Source organism: Oceaniovalibus guishaninsula JLT2003, from assembly GCF_000299575.1.
Lineage (GTDB): Bacteria > Pseudomonadota > Alphaproteobacteria > Rhodobacterales > Rhodobacteraceae > Palleronia > Palleronia guishaninsula.
On record NZ_AMGO01000047.1, the window covers coordinates 56,574 to 72,866 of the forward strand.

Here is a 16,293-nt window from a genome sequence, read left to right on the forward strand (position 1 = left end):
GTCTCCTATCGTCCCCGGCCCAGGCTGGCGCGAACGATGTCGCGTGCGGCGGAATAGATCGAAAGCGCGGTGTCGTGCTGCTGGCGGATGCCCGCGGCCTGCATCATCTCGGTCTCCAGGCTGACGGTATTGCCGTTCGGCGACGGCTGCGCGTCGCGCCGGATCGGGGCCGCCAGGCCGGGCGTCGTGGTGTCCGCGATATGGCCGGGGCGTGTCGCGCGCATTCGCGTCGGCCCGATGCCGGCCTCGTCGTTCACCACGGTCGCGAAATCCGGCAGGTCCGTCGCGCGATAGCCGGGCGTATCCGCATTGGCGATATTTGCCGCCACATGACGCTGCCGGTCGGCGGCATGGCCCGCCATTGCGCTGGCCATGCGAAACAATCCAAGCTCTGCCATCGGGTTACTCCGTTCCGTTGAACGAAGGCTTAACCCTGATTCGTTTATAAACGGTTTCGTCGGTTCAATCGGAGGTATCGAATGTCGTCAGCCGGTCTGGAACAGTTGCGTGCGGTCGTGTTGTCGGCACCGTCAAGCCGGCCCGTGGGCCGTATATCCGCCATCGCCCCCGGACGGGTGACGGTGCAGGGTCTGAACAGGGTCGCGGCCATCGGCGATCTCGTCCGCATCATGACGCCCGATGCGGCCATGCTGGGCGAGGTGACGGCGCTGACCGCCGCCGGCGCCGATGTCAGCCCCGACGGCAGCCCCGACGGCCTGCGGATCGGCATGCGCGCGGTCTGGCTGGGGCCGGCCACCATTTCGCCGCACGATTGCTGGGTCGGTCGCGTCGTCGATCCCTATGGAAATTCAATCGACGGTCGGGCGCTGTTGCCGGGCACCCAGGCGCGCCGTCTGGCGGCGGCGCCGCCCGATCCGGTCTGTCGTCGCGCCCTTGGCGGGCGGCTGTCCACCGGGCTTTGTGCGTTCAACACGCTGCTGCCGCTGGTGCGCGGTCAGCGGATCGGTCTCTTCGCCGGGTCGGGGGTCGGCAAGTCGACCTTGCTGGCGGCACTGGCCCAACGGGTCGAGGCCGACGTGGTGGTCATCGCGATGGTCGGCGAACGCGGGCGCGAGGTGCGCGAATTCATCGACCGGGTGCTGGGGCCCGAAGGCATGGCCCGCAGCGTCATCGTCGCCGCCACATCCGACCGGTCCGCCGCCCTGCGCCGGCGCTGCGCCTCGGCAGCGATGGCGATAGCCGAGCACTTCCGCGATGCCGGTCGCCATGTGCTGCTGCTGACCGATTCGATCACCCGGCTGGCCGATGCCCATCGCGAGATCGCGCTGGCGGCCGGCGAGCCCGCGTCGCTGCGGGGGCATCCGCCGTCGATGGCGGCGCAGATCACCGCGCTTTGCGAAAGGGCCGGGCCGGGGCAGGACGATCAGGGCGACATAACAGCGATCTTCACGGTGCTGGTCGCGGGGTCGGATATGGAGGAACCCGTCGCCGACGTGCTGCGCGGCGTTCTGGACGGGCATGTCGTGCTGGACCGTTCGATTGCCGAGCGGGGCCGGTTTCCCGCCGTCGATCTGCTAAAATCCGTATCCCGGTCGCTGCCTCTTGCCGCGAGCGAGCAGGAAAACCTGCTGATCGGCGAGGCCCGCCGGCTGCTGGGGGCCTATGAGAAGTCCGAGATGATGATTCAGGCCGGCCTTTATGCGCCGGGCAGCGATCCGACGGTGGATATGGCCATTACCGCATGGCCGAAGCTGGACGCCTTTATCGGGCAAAGCGAACCGCAGGGCATCCGCGAAAGTTTCGCAAGCCTGGCGCGATGCCTGTCGCGGCGGACCGGAACGGCCGAGACATGAGGGCAGGCGGCGTTCCGCTTCAGGGGCGCCGCCTGGATTGCCGGATCGGAAAGATCAGCCGCGCGCCGCCTGCAACAGCGACAGCGCCAGACCGGCGCCCGTGGTCGCCGCACCCGTGCCGGCGGCGATCTGCGACCGCACAAGGAACAGCCGGATCAGCTCGTCGCGCTTTTCGGGTGCCGCGATCTTGGCGATATCGGACGTGCCAAAGGCTTTTTCCGCCTTGCTGCGGAACTCGGTCAGTTGACGGTCGAGATCGAGCATCCCGAACGCCTTGGGCAGCCCCAGCGCGGTCTCGAAGACCTTGCGCAACGGCGCGGCGGCCATGACCGAGAACCATTTGCCGTTCTCGGAAAGCCCCTCGCGCCCGGCAATGGCGCCCAGATCCCGTTCGAGGCCCAGAACCAACCGCATGTCTTCTGAACTGTCGCCGATGGCGACCTCGAATTGGCGTTCCTGATAGAGCTTGACGATCCGGTCGGCAAACCCCGCATCGGTCGTGCGCGGGCCCGTGGCATCGCCCAGACCGAAGGCCTGCGCCATCGCCAGATACCGCTTGTCGGTAAAGCGCGAGGCCAGGGATTTCGGATCGGCCGTGTCGGAAGACAGGATCTTTTCGATCAGGAAGCGGTTGTTGATGTCCCCGTCCAGCCCGAACGCCCCCAATGCGACCTCGAGCAGCCGGCGGTCCTTCACCAGCGCGGCGGCATCGGTGATCTTGCCGATTTCCTGGGTGAAATGGGCGGTCGCGCGGGCCATGCGCGGGGATTGCACGAAGGCCTGCTGCTGTGTGTCGCGGGTGCGGTTGACAAAGGCCAGGCCGGCCAGCCCGCCGAACGGAACGACCGGGGTGAAGCTCATGACGCGGCTGCCGCGGCCAGAAGACGGGCCTCGCGCGGCAGCAGATCGCGCAGCGCCCGCAAGGCCTGATAGACCTGCCCGTCGCGTAGCGCGATCGTCGCCGCGTCCAGCCGCGCGGTGCTGCCAGCGTCGCGCAGGACATGGCTGAGCTGTTCGATCCCGCGCATCAGATCGGGACGGACGGCGGCCAGTGTCACATCCCCCGACAGCACCAGTTGCGCCGTATAGCATAGGCGCGAAACCGGCGTGCTGGCCTGATCGGGATGGATCGCGTCGCGCAGCCGCAGGACATGCGCGTCCGGCGTGACGATGTGCAGCCGCCCGCGCCGGGCGCCGTTCTCGATTACGGCGCCGTTGATCAGCACGCGTTCGTTCGGCGCCAGCTTGAGCACGAGGCCGGTCATGCCGCGGCCCGTTCCTGCTGAAGCCCGCGCATGATGGCGGTGTTGATGTCCACCAGCACATCGGCGCTGGCATCCTCGAACATGCATTTGCTGGTATGCTGAACCGTGAACTCGGCCAGGTAGAAGATCCGGGCGCGCAGGTCGGCGGGCAGGGCGTTGTCGGAATCGGCGACGCTGACGGCCAGGTGCTGCCACAGCCGGCGGTTGTCGTGCAGGGCGCGGATGCGCTCGATCGGATCGTCGGCGCGGCGCAGCGCGGCGGTGACGCGGGCGAAGACATCGTATTCGACGGCCTGCGGTGTGCGCAGGGCGGACGATGCGCGGCCATAGGCGGATTGGGCAAGCAGGGATGCGTTCACAATATGTCCTTCGAAAGACGGGCGTGGTCAGGCCACGGATCGCGATGTGAACCGGGGCGCCGTCCTGGCGCCCCGGAAGCCGCCGCTTAGCGGAACAGCGACAGGATCGACTGCTGGCTCTGGGTGGCGATGGACAGCGACTGCACGCCCAACTGCTGCTGGGTCTGCAAGGCCTGCATGCGGGCCGACGCTTCTTCCATGTTGGTGTCGACCAGGCTGCCGATGCCCGTTTTCAGCGAGTCGGTCAGCGACGACACGAATTCCCGCTGGCTGCTGATATTCGCGGCCGCGGCACCCAGATCGGCGGTGCCTTCGATCGCGATGTCCAGCAGCGCCTCGATTTGCCCCAACGCGGTTGCGGCGGTGGTCTGGTCGGTGATGGGGGTCAGGCCCGCCACGTCGATACCGGCCTCGAAATCGACGCTGTCGACGGTGATGGTGTTCGCGGTGGTCGTCGCGCCGCCGTTGGCGCGATCCAGCGATGCCAGCGCCGTGAAGGTGCCGGTCGATGTCGCGCTGCCGTTGCCGATGTCGGTCTTGAGCAGGTTGATCCCGTTCAGCTGCGATCCGTTGATGGCCGACGTGATCTCGGTCGCCTTTTTCGCGATCAGATCTTGGACTTCGCCAAAATCGGTGCCGTCGGTCATTGCGCCGGCGGCCAGATCCTTCATCTGGTTCAGAAGGTCCGTCACCCGCTTGGCGCCCGCCATGCCCGTGCTGACCGTCGCTTCGGCGGTGCCCAGGCTGTCGTTGATCACCTTGAAGGCCGACACGTCGACTTCCATCTGCTTCGACACGGCCCAGACGGCGGCGTTGTCCTTGGCCGATCCGACCTTCTTGCCGGTCGAAATCTGTTCCTGCGTTTGCGCCAGATTGGCGTTGGTGTTGCGAAGCGTTTGCAGCGCAACCATCGCGCTGTTGTTCGTCAGAATGCTGGACATGTTCGTTCCTGGATATGCGGCGCTTTGCGCCCCGTTCATTAAGGTGCCTTCGAGCACCTGCGAGCGGCCGTTCTGACCTTGCGGCGCCTTGCGGGCCGGTCCGTTCTGGACAAGGGCAATGTCGCCCACAGCAGCTAAGGAAACGTAAATTCCGCCACGGGACTTCGCGCGCATTTGCCGCTAATCAGCGGGATTGCCCAAGGTGGCGACAGCACCGCCTGCCGCGGCCGCGTCGTCGGGGTCGTGCGTCACCATCAGCACGGGCAGGCCACGCAGCCGCGCCGTGTCGAAGACCATCCTGCGCGTCCGGTCCCGCCGGGCCGCGTCGAGGCGCGAAAAAGCCTCGTCCAGCAACAGCGCCTCGGGCTGGGACAAAAGGGTGCGCATCAGCGCGACGCGGGCGCGCTGACCGCCCGACAGCGTGGCCGGATCCCTGCCGCCGAATCCGGTCAGCCCCACCTCGGCCAAGGCCGCGTCGATCTGCCGCCGGCGGTCCTTCCGGGTGCCGCCGGGCGCCAGCCCGAAGCCCAGATTGCCCGCGACATCCAGATGGGGAAACAGCAGGTCGTCCTGAAAAAGGATGCCGATCCGCCGCAGATGCGCCGGCAGGGCGGTGACGTCGCGGTCATTCAGAACGATTCGACCGCTGGCGGCGAAGCCGGGCGCCAGTGTGCCCGTGATCGCGGCCAGAAGCGTGGATTTGCCGATCCCCGAAGGCCCCATCACCGTCAGAACCTCGCCCGGCGCGACGCGCCGGTCCATGCGGACGACGACCCGGCCGCGCAGGTGCACGGTCAGGTCGCGCAGGACCAGACCGTCAGGCATGCAGCCCGCGCCGGTTGCGCCAGAACCACGCGGGCAATGCGATGGCCAGCGTGAAGGGCACCAGCGCCGCCGCCGTCTGCGCCAGCGCGAATACCCCGATCGCCCGCCGGTCGGCCCCCGATGCCAGCGCCACCGCCTCGGTCGTCAGGGTGGCAACGCGCCCGCCGCCGATCAGCAGGGTCGGCAGGTATTGACCGACGCTGACGGCCATTCCCACCGCCGCCGCCGTCAGGACGGGACGCAGCAGCATGGGCAACCGGACCCGTAGCAGGACAGACCGCGGCCGCGCCCCCAGCGATGCCGCGACGGTTGCGAACCGGTCGTCCCAAGCGCGCCAGGGATCGCCCAGCGACAGCAGGACATAGGGCAGCACAAAGACCAGATGCGCGGCGATGACAGGCACGGCGCCCCTGTCCGCCCCGGCATGCAGCAACAGCACCTGCAACCCCGGCAGAAACGCGATCTGCGGCACCAGAAGCGGCAGATAGAGCAATCGCAGCCCCGCGGCGGTGATGGGACGTCTGCGCCGATGCTCGGCCTCGAGGCAGCCCAAGGTCAGCAGCAGGGCGACACCCGTGGCTGCAAGCGCGATCAGCGCCGTGTTTCCGGCAGCGCCCGCAAGGCCCCCGGCATGGCGCATCCAGCTTGTCGCCGTGAAATCGGCGGGCAGCAGCATCGGAAACGCCCAATAGCCCGCGACCGACCACAGCGCCAGAACCGCCAGCCCGCCGCCGGCGGCCAGCGCGGGCAGCGCCGCGACCCCCAGCGCGAGGAACCGCAGCGCGCCGTCCCTCTGTCCGCGACGCCCGCCGGATGCCCAGCCGCGCCCCCAGGCCGCGACGGCAAGCTCGACCAGACGCCATGCGCCGATGGCCCCCACCACCAGCGCCAGTTGCAGCAGCGATCCGGCCGCCGCCAGATTGCGCTGGCCCAGCGCGGGATCGGCCATCCAGCGGACGATCTGCACGGCCAGCGGCGGCGGCGTGTTCGGGCCCAGGATCATCGCGACATCCACCACCGACATCGAATAGGCCAGCACCACATAGACGGGCAGCCGGATCTGCGCATAGACCTGCGGCAGAACGGTCTTTATCCAACCGGTCATGCGCCCATAGCCCAGCGTCGCCGACAGGGTGCGCGCCCCCTCGGCATTTGCCTGCGGCAGGGCGGCAAGCGTCATCAGCAGCAGAAAAGGCACCTCTTTCGCGACCAGACCCGCGATCAGGGCCAGCCCGCCGGCATCGCCCGGAATCGGCAGATCGGGCGGGCGGTCCAGCCCGGCCAGCGGGGCGACGGCGCGGACGACCCACCCCGACGGCGCGATCAGGAAGGCTAGCCCGAAGGCCGCCGCCGCATGCGGCATCGACAAAAGCGGCGACAGCACCCGCGACGCCGCGCGAAAGGCCCGCGTCCCCGACCAGCCCGCGACCAGCCCGATCACGATGGCCAGCGACAGCAGCGTCGCGGCCAGACCCGTGACGACCGAAAGGCGCACCGCCGGTCCCAGCCCCGGCCACTCCAACAACCCGTGCAGGGCAGCGAGCGAGGCCGGACCGTCCGTCACGGGAAACAGCGCGGGCCGCAGCACCCCGACCAGACCGGCCACGACCGGACCCAGCAGGGCGGCGACCGTCAGCACCGGCGCCAGCATCAGCAGACGGTTCATCCGCGGCGCATCCCGGTCGCGCGCGTCAGCGCGTCACGCCATAGCGGCGCGACCATTCTTCCTCGATGGCCGCGACCCAGCTTGCATGGGGTTCGGGCAGGATCGTGCCCAGTTCGGCGGGCGACAGCGTGGCCGGGCCGCGCGGCTGATCCGCGAAGGCCGCGGCGACCTCGGGCGGAACCTTGTCCATGTCCAGCACGGTGCCATAGCCCAGCACGTCGGGATCCTGCGCCCGCAGCTGCACGTCGGGCGACAGCAGCGCGTTGGCAACCACCATCGCGCCCGCCTTGGCGTCCGAATTGTACGGAATCGCCACGAAGCTGGCATTGCCGATGGTGCCTTCGGCAGGAACGAAGGTGCGGATCGTCGACGGCAGGCGGAAATCGGCGATGGCCGCCGACGCCTCGCCCGGCGAAATGCTGGGGGCCAGGTCGATCTCGTTGTCGGCAAGCAACTGGAACTGCGCCGGCCCGCTGGCCGGATAGGATCGGCCCTGCCGCCACAGAACCGGTGTCAGCCTGTCCAGATAGTCCCAAAGCGGTGCCGAAACCGCCGCGAAATCGACCTCGGATACCGGGCGCGCCAGAATCGCAGGGTCATCGACCAGCGCCACCAGCGCCTGTTTGAGGAACGTCACACCGACGAAATCCGGCGGTTGCGGATAGGTAATCCGGCCCGGATGGGCGACCGCCCAATCGAGGATCGCCTGCATGGACGGCAACGGCCGGGCATCGGCGCTGTCATACATGAACACGAACTGCGCCTTCGCCCAGGGGCTTTCCATTCCGTCCACGGGTTCGCCGAAATCCACCGCGATGGCATCGTCACCGGCAACCAGCGCATGGTTCGGCAGATCCGACGCGAAGGGGCCGAACAGCAGTTCGCGCTGCTTCATGGCGGTGAAATTGGCGCCGTTCAGCCAGATCAGGTCCACCGCGCCGTCCGTATCGACGCCCGCCTGCTTCTCGGCAAGAACGCGGGTCACGGCATCGGCCGTATCGGTCAGCTTCACATGTTCAAGCGTCACGCCATAGCGTTCGGCCACCAGATCGCCCAGCCATGCGATGAAGTCGTTCGTCGCGCTCGACCCGCCCCAGGCATGCCAATAGACGGTCTGACCGCGCGCTTCGGCCAGCACGCCCGTCCAGTCCGGCGGGTCAGGCTGGGCCTGCGCCGAAAGGGCGGCAAGACCGAAGGCCAGGATGGCGGACAGGCGGCGCAGAAGCGGTGTCATCGGTCTTCCTTCGGGGGGGTGAACAAACGGCGGGCGGAGACGATTCTCAGCGCGCCGGTCGCAAAACACAACCCGCCGAAGGTCCAGGCGAGCGGCGCGAACCAGCCCGGCACAAGGCAGAGCACGACGAAGAAGGCAATCGTTTCGGTCCCTTCCAGCAGACCGTTCGAAAAATAGAGCGATTTTTGGCCCTGCGCGGTCGTCTTCATCCCGTGCCGATCGGCCAGTAATGCGAAGCCCAGAAAACTGGAACCGTTGAAATAGAAGCTGGCCAGAAGAAACGCGCCCGCAATGCCGTTCGACGCCGGATCGTAGACGACGAAGGCCAAAGGGATCAGTCCGTAGAACAGAAAGTCGCAGGTGATATCGAGGTAGCCGCCGAAATCGGTGCGCCGGCTTGCCCGCGCGATCGCACCGTCCAACCCGTCGCATAGCCGCGAAGCCAGGATCAGCACCAGCGCCGGGCCCATTGCGCCGAACCCGATGGCCGCGGCGGCCGCGACACCGCAGACCAGCCCTGCAAGCGTCACGGCATCGGCCCCGACGCCCCGCGCGGCAAGCCAGCGGCCCGCGCGGTCCAGCGGCGGGTCGATCAGACTGCGCATCGCCCGGTCCAGCATCCGCCCGCTCACCCCGCTGCAAATCCGCTGTCAGCAGTGGCGCATCGGCCCGTCCGTCACAATCGGTCTGCCGCGAAAGTGAAGCGTTGTCGCGTCAGTACCGCCGTTGCAGCGTAGGCGGCACGCGCATCATCTTCGTGACCGTGCCATCCGTGTCATAGGTGGCCACCTGCGCCCCGTCGCGGATTGCCGCCAGCCTGTCCCTGGCAGCGGCGATCCCGCGCATCGCCGCCTGCAACAATTGCTGGTTCAGGGCCGCCTTGGCGCCGATGGCCTCGATCTCGGCCGCGCTCAGGTCGGCCAGCGCGTCGATGGCGCGTTCCTTCGGCCCCTCCAGCCGCGATAGGGCGGCGAAATCGCCCTTCAGAAGCGCCGCGCGCTCGTCCTCCAGCAGACGGGCAAGGTCGGTCCGGTTACGCCGCATCGTCTTGTCCGCCCATTGCCTGAAAAATCCGTTCGGCCAATCCGATGCCGCCTCCCCGCGTCATCGCCCCTGCCTGTTCCTGCCGCAGGAACGAGGCGAACTGATCCTCGCCGATACCGCCGCCGAACGACCCGCCCGCGGTGTCGAGGCCCGCGCCTTTCAACATCTCGGCGAGAAACGTCGCCTCCAACGCCTCCGCGGCCGCCCGCAGCGGGGACTGGCCGGCCGGTTGCCGGATGGATCCGTCGGGGATGGTCGGCAGGTTCATCTTGGTCTCCGTTGGTGGAACGGCGTCAGAAAACCATCGCCGGGTAAAGATTCGGTAAGTTTCGTCTGCAAGAAAGACCGAAGCGCAAGGAAGGCCGATATGCAGATAGCCGACATTCCGACCATGCCCCAATCCACCGCAAGGGACGCGGCAGGGTCGGTTGCCGCCGCGCGGATCGTCCTGCCGGAAACCCCCGGCGCGGCCTTCCTGCGCCATATCGACGCGATGGGCGCGAAAGTGGCGGTCAAGGCGGCGTCGGTCGAAACGGTGATGGACGCCGCGCCGACACAGGCGGAATCGGACGACAACGCGCCCGACGATTCGCAACTTCCGACGCTGCCGGCAGAGCCGCGCATCGTGCTGCGTCCCAGCGACCGGATCGAGACCGTCGAGGCCGCGACACCGGACGAACCGGAAAGGACGCCGCCTGCGCCCGCAGCCGACCCATCCGCAAACCCGCCCCCGGACGGGATCGCCGCCGTGACGGTGATCAAAGCCCCGGTGCGGCCAAAGGAGGGAGGCGCCCCTGCCCAACCCGACGAACGGCCTGACCAAAGCAAGGCGCCCGCACCGCCCACGACCGTTGCCGAACGCCAAGATCCGAAGCCTGACGCGTCCGTCCTGCCCGGACCCGTCGATGGCGGCGCGGAGCGGATGGGCGGAGCCGCACCCGAACGGACGGCGCAGGTGACTGCGACGACCGACAGAACCCCGGCACCGCCCGATGCAGCGCCGTCGCCTGCCGACCGTCCGACGACGCCTTTGCCGCTTGCGGCAGGGCCGGTGCCGCCTGCCGTTCCTTCAAAAACCGCGTCACCCGAACAGGATGCTGTTCCATTGCCCGAGCGGGTCGGCGTTGAAGGCCAGAACGGCGTCAGCCGCATGACGACCCCGCCGCAGGGGCCGCAGATCGTCTGGTCGTCCAGCCAGAACCAACCGTCGACGCCGCCCGCGATCGAGAATACCGACAGGCTGCCCACCGAACCTTCGGCATCGGCCCCGCCACTGCCAACCGGCGCGACGGCCACGCACGGCGCCGGTCCGTCCGCGCCCGCCATGCCGACCGCTTCCCCCGTTCCGGCGCAGATCGTCGTTCCCCAGATCGCCGAGGCCGCGCGCGCCCTGGGGCAGGGGCCGGTGGATATCGCGCTTTCGCCCGAAGAACTCGGCCGCGTCCGGCTGACGCTGAACGTGACCGAACAGGGGATGAGCGTCGTTATCCAGGCCGACCGCGACGAAACGCTGGCCCTGCTGCGGCGCAACATCGACATGCTTGGAACGGCGCTGGGCGAACTGGGATTCGCCAAGCTGGATTTCGCCTTTTCGGGCGGCAGGGACGGCGGCGGCAAGGGCCAGCCCGGCGCCGACGGCCGTCCGGGCCAGCCGGCGTTCCGGGGCGGAAATTTCGACGGCGCAGGGGGCGCCGTGGCGCCTGTCGGGATGCGTGCCGCCTTGCTCGACCGGCTCGACATCAGGATGTGAGGAAGACCATGGAAGTCACGACACAGGCCGCGCCGAATCCGCCCGGCGCCCGGACCCCCGCCGCCAAGTCGATCAGCTCGGACTTCGACACGTTCCTGACGTTGCTGACGGCGCAGATATCCAACCAGGATCCGCTCAGCCCGATGAAATCCGAAGAATTTGCGGCGCAGCTTGCCACTTTTTCCGGCGTCGAACAGCAGGTCAACACCAACAAGCTCCTGGAACAGATGCTGGCGCAGGGCAATGGCGGCAACTTCACCCAGATGGCTTCGTGGATCGGGCGCGAGGTCAAGGCGCAGATGCCCGTCATGGTGGATGGCAACGCCGTGACCATCGCGCCCGAGATTCCCGTTGCCGGCAGCCGTCACGAACTGGTCGTCAAGGACGCGACCGGGGGCGTCGTCCACCGCATTCCCATCGCGGGCGACGGCGCGCCGATCCGTTGGGCCGGAGAGATCGGCGGCGGCCGCGTGCCGCCCGGCGCCTATTCGTTCAGCGTGGAAAGCCGCGATGGCGATGTCGTCGTCGCGACAGAACCCGCGCCGGTCTATGCCCAGGTGACAGAAGTGCGCTTTTCACCGCAAGGCCCGTTCCTGCGCTTCGCGGGCGGCGTCGAGCTGTCGTCCGACGCGGTGTCGGCCATCCGCACGGCGCCGTCCTGACGCCCGTTCAGAACAGGGCCGCGATCCAGACGATCGTGGCCATGCCGCCCGCGCCCAGCAGGACCAGACCGACGGCATCGCCCCGCCGGATGCGGGGGTCTGGCGGCGGCGGGGGGGCGGAATGGCGCAAAAGCGCGGCTTCGGCCAGCTTGGGCAATTGCGGGCCGAACCGCGACAGGACGCGCACGGTCCGGCTGAGATCGCGGATCAGCGCCTTGGGGCCGATATTCTTGCGAATGTAATCCTCGACGATGGGGCGGGCGACTTCCCAGATGTTGATCTGCGGATAAAGCGACCGCGACACGCCTTCGACAACGACCATCGTGCGTTGCAGCAGGATCAGCTCGGTCCGCGTTTCCATCCCGAACCGTTCCGTCACCTCGAACAGGAAATTCAGTAGCCGCCCCATCGAAATGCGCGACGCGTCCATCCCGAAGATCGGCTCGCCCACCGACCGAAGCGCGCGGGCGAATTCGTCGATGTCGCGGTCGGCGGGAACATAGCCCGCCTCGAAATGCACCTCGGCGACGCGTCGGTAATCCTTGCGGATGAAGCCGAAGATGATCTCGGCATAGACCCGGCGGGTATATTCGTCGAGCCGCCCCATGATGCCGAAATCCAGCGCGATGATGTCGCCGTTTGGCGCGATCTTGAGGTTGCCCTGGTGCATGTCGGCATGGAAATAACCGTCGCGCAGCGCGTGTTGCAGGAACAGCGTCAGCACCCGTTCGCCCAGCGCTTTGCGGTCGTGCCCGGCGGCGTCGATGGCGGCGATGTCGCTGGCGGTGATGCCCTCGGCCCAGTCCAGCGTCATCACCCGGCGCGACGACAGGAACCATTCCACATGCGGCACCCGGAACCCTGCATCCTTCGCGGTGTTCGCGGCGAATTCGGCGTTGGCGGCGGTTTCCATCCGCAAATCCAGTTCGCCCTGAACGACGCCCTCGAAATGGGCGATCACCTCCATCGGGCGCAGGCGGCGGGCCGACGGGGCCAGCAGATCGACCATCCGCGCGGCCAGATAGAAGGCGTCCACATCCTTGCGGAACGCCTTTTCGATGCCGGGCCGCAACACCTTGACCGCCACGGGACGCCCGGTTTCGCGCAGCACGGCCTTGTGCACCTGCGCGATGGACGCGGCTGCCACGGGTTCGGAAAAGGACGAAAAGAGGGTATCGACCGGCATCTCAAGCTCGCGCTCGACCTCGGCGCGGGCTTCGGACAGGGGAAAGGGCGGCAGCTTGTCCTGAAGGACGCGCAACTGAAGCGCCAGCTCGTCGCCCACCACATCGGGCCGCGTGGACAGGACCTGGCCGAACTTGATATAGGCCGGGCCCAGTGCCGTCAGCGCCCGTGTGGCCGGCGGCAGATTCGGATCGCCCTTGTAGCCCAACCACTTGAACGGAACGCCCAGCGCCTTGGACGCAAAGCGCAGCGACGGCGGCGCGCGGAAGGCGTCCAGCACCAGGTTCATCGCGCCGGTGCGTTCCAGCGTCGCGCCGGTGCGGATCAACCGCCAGATGTTGTGCGGACCGCGCATTTCCGGTCAGATCTTCCAGCCGGAATGAAGCGCCGCGATGCCCAGCGACAGGTTGCGGTATTTCACCTGCCCGAAGCCGGCCGCGCGGATCATGTCGGCGAACTGGTCCTGCGTCGGGAAGCGGCGGATCGATTCGACCAGATACTGATAGCTGTCGCGGTCCCTGGCGATGATCTGGCCCATGCGCGGGATGACGTTGAAGGAATAAAGGTCATAAAGCCGCTGCGGCAGATCCTGCGGGATGCGCGAGAATTCCAGCACCATCAGCCGCCCGCCGGGCTTGAGAACGCGGTATGCTTCGGACAGGGCCGTCTCGATCCGGGTGACGTTCCTGATGCCGAAGCTGATCGTATAGACATCGAAACTGGCATCATCGAAGGGCAGCGCCATCGCGTCGCCGACGATCCAGTCCAGCCGGTCGGCCAGTTTCGCGGCCTCGGCCCGGCGGCGTCCTTCGGTCAGCATCGGTTCGGTCAGGTCCAGCACCACCGCCGATGCGGTGGGGGCGCGGCGCAGGAACCGGAAGGCGATGTCCCCGGTGCCGCCCGCGACATCCACCAAGCGCTGGCCGGGCCGGGGCGTCAGCCAGTCCATCATCGCATCCTTCCACAGCCGATGGATGCCGCCCGACATGACGTCGTTCATCAGGTCGTAGCGGGACGCGACCGACGTGAAAACGCCATGCACGCGGCCCGCCTTTTCGTCCTCGTGCACTTCGGCATAGCCGAAATGCGTGGTGGCGCGCGGTCGGTCGGGGGCGGGATCTTGCGGATCGTCTGTCATGCGCCTTCTTATAGGCCGCAGGGCACGCGTTACAATGCGAAGCCCCCGGAGGATCCATGCCAGAATTGCCGGAAGTCGAGACGGTCCGCCGGGGCCTTGCCCCCGTGATGGAAGGGCGGCGCATCCTGCATGCGGATCTGCGGCGTCCCGATCTGCGCTGGCCACTGCCCGACCGCATGGCCGACCGCCTGACCGGCGCGCGGGTCGGGCTGCTTGGCCGGCGGTCCAAGTATCTGCTGGCGGGCCTCGACACGGGCGAGACGCTGATCGTCCATCTGGGCATGTCGGGCCGCATGCAGATCGAGCGGGACGGCGGCTCGGGCCTGCCCGATTGCTTCCACCATGCGGGCAGCAGGCTGGTCCGGCACGATCATGTCCTGCTGGGGATGGAAGGCGGCGCGCGTGTCGTCTTCAACGATCCGCGGCGCTTCGGCGCGATGGATTTGCATCCGACCGACCGGCTGGACGATCACTGGCTTCTGGCGCGGCTGGGGCCCGAGCCGCTGGGAAACGCGTTTCACGTGGAACACCTTAAGGCCGCGTTCACCAATCGGCGGATGCCGGTGAAGGCCGCGCTTCTGGATCAGCGGATCGTCGCCGGCCTGGGCAACATCTATGTCTGCGAGGCGCTGCACCGGGCAGGAATCGATCCGCGTCGGCAGGCGGGGCGGATCGCCGTCGCCCGGCTGGACCGGCTGGTCGCCGCGATCCGCGACGTTTTGTCCGACGCCATCGCCGCGGGCGGATCGTCGCTGCGCGATCACCGGCAGGCAGACGGCGCGCTGGGATATTTTCAGCACACCTTCCGCGTCTACGACCGCGAAGGCGCGCTTTGCGTTACGCCGGGCTGCGCGGGAACGGTGCGGCGGATCGTGCAATCGGGGCGGTCCACCTTCTTCTGTCCGGCCTGCCAAAGATAGCTTGATCGCCGGGTCGCGGATGATAAGGCTTCGCAGTTGACCGAAACTGCGAAAGCGCGTGCCAATGGCCTTCAAGTCCATCGTCGTCGAGATCGACGATCATGTCGCCCTCATCCGTCTGAACCGGCCCGACGCGCTGAACGCGCTGAACGCGGCCCTGCTGACCGAGCTGGGCCAGGCCCTGACCGAGGCCGAGGCGAACGAGAAGGTCCGCTGCATCGTGCTGACCGGATCGGAAAAGGCGTTCGCCGCCGGGGCCGATATCAAGGAAATGGCCGAAAAGACCTTTGTCGACGTCTTTTCCGAGGATCTGTTCGGGCCGTTCAACGACACGATGCTGCGGATCCGCAAGCCCATCGTCGCCGCCGTCGCGGGCTATGCGCTGGGCGGGGGGTGCGAATTGGCGATGATGTGCGACTTCATCATCGCCGCCGACACGGCCAAGTTCGGCCAGCCCGAGATCAATCTGGGCGCCGTCGCGGGCCTTGGCGGAACCCAGCGGCTGACGCGATTCGTCGGCAAGTCGAAGTCGATGGAAATGCACCTGACCGGCCGGTTCATGACCGCCGAAGAAGCCGAACGGTCGGGCCTGGTCAGCCGCGTCGTGCCCGCCAAGAAGCTGATGGAGGAAACGATGGCCGCGGCGCAGAAGATCGCCGCCAAATCGGCACTGACCGTTATGGCGGTGAAGGAAGCGGTCAACCGCAGCTACGAGACGACGCTGGCCGAGGGTTTGCTGCACGAACGGCGGCTGTTTCACGCGCTGTTCGCGACCGAAGACCGCCGCGAGGGCATGCAGGCATTCCTCGACAAGCGCGAGGCGCAGTTCCGCGACCGCTAGCGCCGGGGCTGTTGACTTCTCCGGTTTGCCGCAATAGGGACGCGGCTTCAGAACGCACGCTCAGTCATCGGGACCCGAACAATGGCAAACTCGCCCCAGTCCGCAAAGCGCGCCCGCCAGAACGAGCGGCGCTTCGAGATCAACAAGGCCCGCCGCTCGCGGATCCGTACCTTCGTCCGCAAGGTCGAGGAAGCGATCGCATCGGGCGACAAGGATGCGGCGCAGACCGCCCTGCGCGTCGCCCAGCCCGAGATGATGCGCGGCGTCACCAAGGGCGTGGCGCACAAGAATACCGTGGCGCGCAAACTGTCGCGCCTGTCCGGTCGGGTCAAGGCGCTGGCCTGACCCACCGGCTGCACGACCGATAATCCGTTTTGAAGGCACGCCGTTGAAAAGGCGTGCTTTTTTCGTTTCTGCAAGGGGCATCCATAGCGGCAAAGCCACACTCGCCGGCTTCCCGCGGATTCGCGCCGCAAACCCTGAGTCAATGCCATAGTTCTGTTGCGCCCCGTTCCGGCGGCGGGCTAGGTTGGGCATGCGATTCATGCCAGATGGGGGACAGGACAGCGGCAGCATAAGACCCCGGATCCGGGCGGCGTTTTCGAGCGCGCCGCGACCGACCGAACGGTGCTTGCGACGTGGGATCGGG

19 protein-coding genes are annotated in these 16,293 nt (G+C 67.7%); 6 read left to right on the top strand and 13 right to left on the bottom strand.

Annotation, left to right across the window (positions count from 1 at the left end):
- Positions 1-5: 5 nt before the first annotated feature.
- Positions 6-398: a FlgB family protein gene (locus OCGS_RS10710; protein WP_007427266.1), complete on the bottom strand. Its 393-nt coding sequence runs from the start codon at positions 396-398 to the stop codon at positions 6-8.
- An 81-nt stretch (positions 399-479) separates the two neighbouring features.
- On the opposite strand from OCGS_RS10710, the gene OCGS_RS10715 reads away from it, so the two are divergent.
- Positions 480-1,814 carry a FliI/YscN family ATPase gene (locus OCGS_RS10715; RefSeq protein ID WP_007427267.1) on the top strand — a complete coding sequence of 445 codons (1,335 nt, stop codon included), beginning with the start codon at positions 480-482 and terminating at the stop codon, positions 1,812-1,814.
- A 54-nt stretch (positions 1,815-1,868) separates the two neighbouring features.
- Here the strand turns inward: OCGS_RS10715 and OCGS_RS10720 are convergent, their stop codons facing one another.
- From OCGS_RS10720 to OCGS_RS10765, 10 genes are all read right to left on the bottom strand, one after another.
- A complete protein-coding gene (locus tag OCGS_RS10720) occupies positions 1,869-2,675 on the bottom strand; it encodes a DUF1217 domain-containing protein (RefSeq protein WP_007427268.1) in 807 nt (268 codons plus the stop codon).
- Positions 2,672-3,079 carry a flagellar biosynthesis repressor FlbT gene (gene flbT, locus OCGS_RS10725; protein ID WP_007427269.1) on the bottom strand — a complete coding sequence of 136 codons (408 nt, stop codon included), beginning with the start codon at positions 3,077-3,079 and terminating at the stop codon, positions 2,672-2,674. The genes OCGS_RS10720 and flbT overlap by 4 nt, the downstream gene beginning before the upstream one ends.
- Positions 3,076-3,438, bottom strand: coding sequence for a flagellar biosynthesis regulator FlaF (gene flaF, locus OCGS_RS10730; RefSeq protein WP_007427270.1), 363 nt, complete (start codon positions 3,436-3,438; stop codon positions 3,076-3,078). Before flaF ends, flbT begins: the two co-directional genes overlap by 4 nt.
- 86 nt (positions 3,439-3,524) lie before the next feature.
- The gene (locus OCGS_RS10735; RefSeq protein WP_040610936.1) at positions 3,525-4,379 is read right to left on the bottom strand and encodes a flagellin N-terminal helical domain-containing protein; all 855 of its coding nucleotides are present in this window, start codon (positions 4,377-4,379) and stop codon (positions 3,525-3,527) included.
- Between the two features lie 180 nt (positions 4,380-4,559).
- Entirely contained in the window at positions 4,560-5,204 is a 645-nt protein-coding gene (locus OCGS_RS10740; protein ID WP_007427272.1) for an ATP-binding cassette domain-containing protein, read from the bottom strand.
- A complete protein-coding gene (locus OCGS_RS10745) occupies positions 5,197-6,870 on the bottom strand; it encodes an ABC transporter permease (protein WP_007427273.1) in 1,674 nt (557 codons plus the stop codon). The genes OCGS_RS10740 and OCGS_RS10745 overlap by 8 nt, the downstream gene beginning before the upstream one ends.
- 25 nt (positions 6,871-6,895) lie before the next feature.
- Positions 6,896-8,104 carry an ABC transporter substrate-binding protein gene (locus OCGS_RS10750; protein WP_007427274.1) on the bottom strand — a complete coding sequence of 403 codons (1,209 nt, stop codon included), beginning with the start codon at positions 8,102-8,104 and terminating at the stop codon, positions 6,896-6,898.
- On the bottom strand, positions 8,101-8,724 hold the full coding sequence (locus tag OCGS_RS10755) for a CDP-alcohol phosphatidyltransferase family protein (RefSeq protein ID WP_040610920.1): 624 nt from the start codon (positions 8,722-8,724) through the stop codon (positions 8,101-8,103). Before OCGS_RS10755 ends, OCGS_RS10750 begins: the two co-directional genes overlap by 4 nt.
- A gap of 94 nt (positions 8,725-8,818) precedes the next feature.
- Positions 8,819-9,148, bottom strand: coding sequence for a hypothetical protein (locus tag OCGS_RS10760; protein WP_007427276.1), 330 nt, complete (start codon positions 9,146-9,148; stop codon positions 8,819-8,821).
- Positions 9,138-9,416, bottom strand: a complete 279-nt coding sequence (locus OCGS_RS10765; protein ID WP_007427277.1) for a rod-binding protein — start codon at positions 9,414-9,416, stop codon at positions 9,138-9,140. Before OCGS_RS10765 ends, OCGS_RS10760 begins: the two co-directional genes overlap by 11 nt.
- A gap of 99 nt (positions 9,417-9,515) precedes the next feature.
- On the opposite strand from OCGS_RS10765, the gene OCGS_RS14605 reads away from it, so the two are divergent.
- Positions 9,516-10,898 (top strand): flagellar hook-length control protein FliK, encoded by a 1,383-nt coding sequence (locus OCGS_RS14605; RefSeq protein WP_007427278.1) that lies wholly within the window; start codon positions 9,516-9,518, stop codon positions 10,896-10,898.
- A gap of 8 nt (positions 10,899-10,906) precedes the next feature.
- Entirely contained in the window at positions 10,907-11,560 is a 654-nt protein-coding gene (locus OCGS_RS10780; protein ID WP_007427279.1) for a flagellar hook capping FlgD N-terminal domain-containing protein, read from the top strand.
- 7 nt (positions 11,561-11,567) lie between these two features.
- On the opposite strand, the gene ubiB is transcribed toward OCGS_RS10780, so the two are convergent.
- Both ubiB and ubiE read right to left on the bottom strand, forming a co-directional pair.
- Complete coding sequence (ubiB, locus tag OCGS_RS10785) at positions 11,568-13,100, bottom strand: 2-polyprenylphenol 6-hydroxylase (RefSeq protein ID WP_007427280.1); 1,533 nt, start codon at positions 13,098-13,100, stop codon at positions 11,568-11,570.
- A gap of 6 nt (positions 13,101-13,106) precedes the next feature.
- Positions 13,107-13,883, bottom strand: a complete 777-nt coding sequence (gene ubiE / locus OCGS_RS10790) for a bifunctional demethylmenaquinone methyltransferase/2-methoxy-6-polyprenyl-1,4-benzoquinol methylase UbiE (protein WP_007427281.1) — start codon at positions 13,881-13,883, stop codon at positions 13,107-13,109.
- Positions 13,884-13,939: 56 nt separating this feature from the next.
- Here ubiE and mutM point away from each other — a divergent pair, with 56 nt between their 5' ends.
- From mutM to rpsT, 3 genes are all read left to right on the top strand, one after another.
- The gene (gene mutM, locus OCGS_RS10795; protein ID WP_007427282.1) at positions 13,940-14,803 is read left to right on the top strand and encodes a bifunctional DNA-formamidopyrimidine glycosylase/DNA-(apurinic or apyrimidinic site) lyase; all 864 of its coding nucleotides are present in this window, start codon (positions 13,940-13,942) and stop codon (positions 14,801-14,803) included.
- A gap of 64 nt (positions 14,804-14,867) precedes the next feature.
- Positions 14,868-15,644, top strand: a complete 777-nt coding sequence (locus OCGS_RS10800) for an enoyl-CoA hydratase (protein ID WP_007427283.1) — start codon at positions 14,868-14,870, stop codon at positions 15,642-15,644.
- Between the two features lie 81 nt (positions 15,645-15,725).
- A complete protein-coding gene (gene rpsT, locus OCGS_RS10805; RefSeq protein ID WP_007427284.1) occupies positions 15,726-15,989 on the top strand; it encodes a 30S ribosomal protein S20 in 264 nt (87 codons plus the stop codon).
- Positions 15,990-16,293: the final 304 nt, after the last annotated feature.

Bases quoted from the DNA above. Each gene is read 5' to 3' on its own strand.
- ubiE (WP_007427281.1), bottom strand. From the start codon at position 13,883: ATGACAGACGATCCGCAAGATCCCGCCCCCGACCGACCGCGCGCCACC.
- OCGS_RS10740 (WP_007427272.1), bottom strand. From the start codon at position 5,204: ATGCCTGACGGTCTGGTCCTGCGCGACCTGACCGTGCACCTGCGCGGC.
- OCGS_RS10755 (WP_040610920.1), bottom strand. From the start codon at position 8,724: ATGCTGGACCGGGCGATGCGCAGTCTGATCGACCCGCCGCTGGACCGC.
- OCGS_RS10735 (WP_040610936.1), bottom strand. From the start codon at position 4,379: ATGTCCAGCATTCTGACGAACAACAGCGCGATGGTTGCGCTGCAAACG.
- mutM (WP_007427282.1), top strand. From the start codon at position 13,940: ATGCCAGAATTGCCGGAAGTCGAGACGGTCCGCCGGGGCCTTGCCCCC.
- OCGS_RS10765 (WP_007427277.1), bottom strand. From the start codon at position 9,416: ATGAACCTGCCGACCATCCCCGACGGATCCATCCGGCAACCGGCCGGC.
- OCGS_RS10760 (WP_007427276.1), bottom strand. From the start codon at position 9,148: ATGCGGCGTAACCGGACCGACCTTGCCCGTCTGCTGGAGGACGAGCGC.
- OCGS_RS10710 (WP_007427266.1), bottom strand. From the start codon at position 398: ATGGCAGAGCTTGGATTGTTTCGCATGGCCAGCGCAATGGCGGGCCAT.
- OCGS_RS10720 (WP_007427268.1), bottom strand. From the start codon at position 2,675: ATGAGCTTCACCCCGGTCGTTCCGTTCGGCGGGCTGGCCGGCCTGGCC.
- rpsT (WP_007427284.1), top strand. From the start codon at position 15,726: ATGGCAAACTCGCCCCAGTCCGCAAAGCGCGCCCGCCAGAACGAGCGG.
- flbT (WP_007427269.1), bottom strand. From the start codon at position 3,079: ATGACCGGCCTCGTGCTCAAGCTGGCGCCGAACGAACGCGTGCTGATC.
- OCGS_RS10800 (WP_007427283.1), top strand. From the start codon at position 14,868: ATGGCCTTCAAGTCCATCGTCGTCGAGATCGACGATCATGTCGCCCTC.
- OCGS_RS14605 (WP_007427278.1), top strand. From the start codon at position 9,516: ATGCAGATAGCCGACATTCCGACCATGCCCCAATCCACCGCAAGGGAC.
- OCGS_RS10745 (WP_007427273.1), bottom strand. From the start codon at position 6,870: ATGAACCGTCTGCTGATGCTGGCGCCGGTGCTGACGGTCGCCGCCCTG.
- OCGS_RS10780 (WP_007427279.1), top strand. From the start codon at position 10,907: ATGGAAGTCACGACACAGGCCGCGCCGAATCCGCCCGGCGCCCGGACC.
- OCGS_RS10750 (WP_007427274.1), bottom strand. From the start codon at position 8,104: ATGACACCGCTTCTGCGCCGCCTGTCCGCCATCCTGGCCTTCGGTCTT.
- OCGS_RS10715 (WP_007427267.1), top strand. From the start codon at position 480: ATGTCGTCAGCCGGTCTGGAACAGTTGCGTGCGGTCGTGTTGTCGGCA.
- ubiB (WP_007427280.1), bottom strand. From the start codon at position 13,100: ATGCGCGGTCCGCACAACATCTGGCGGTTGATCCGCACCGGCGCGACG.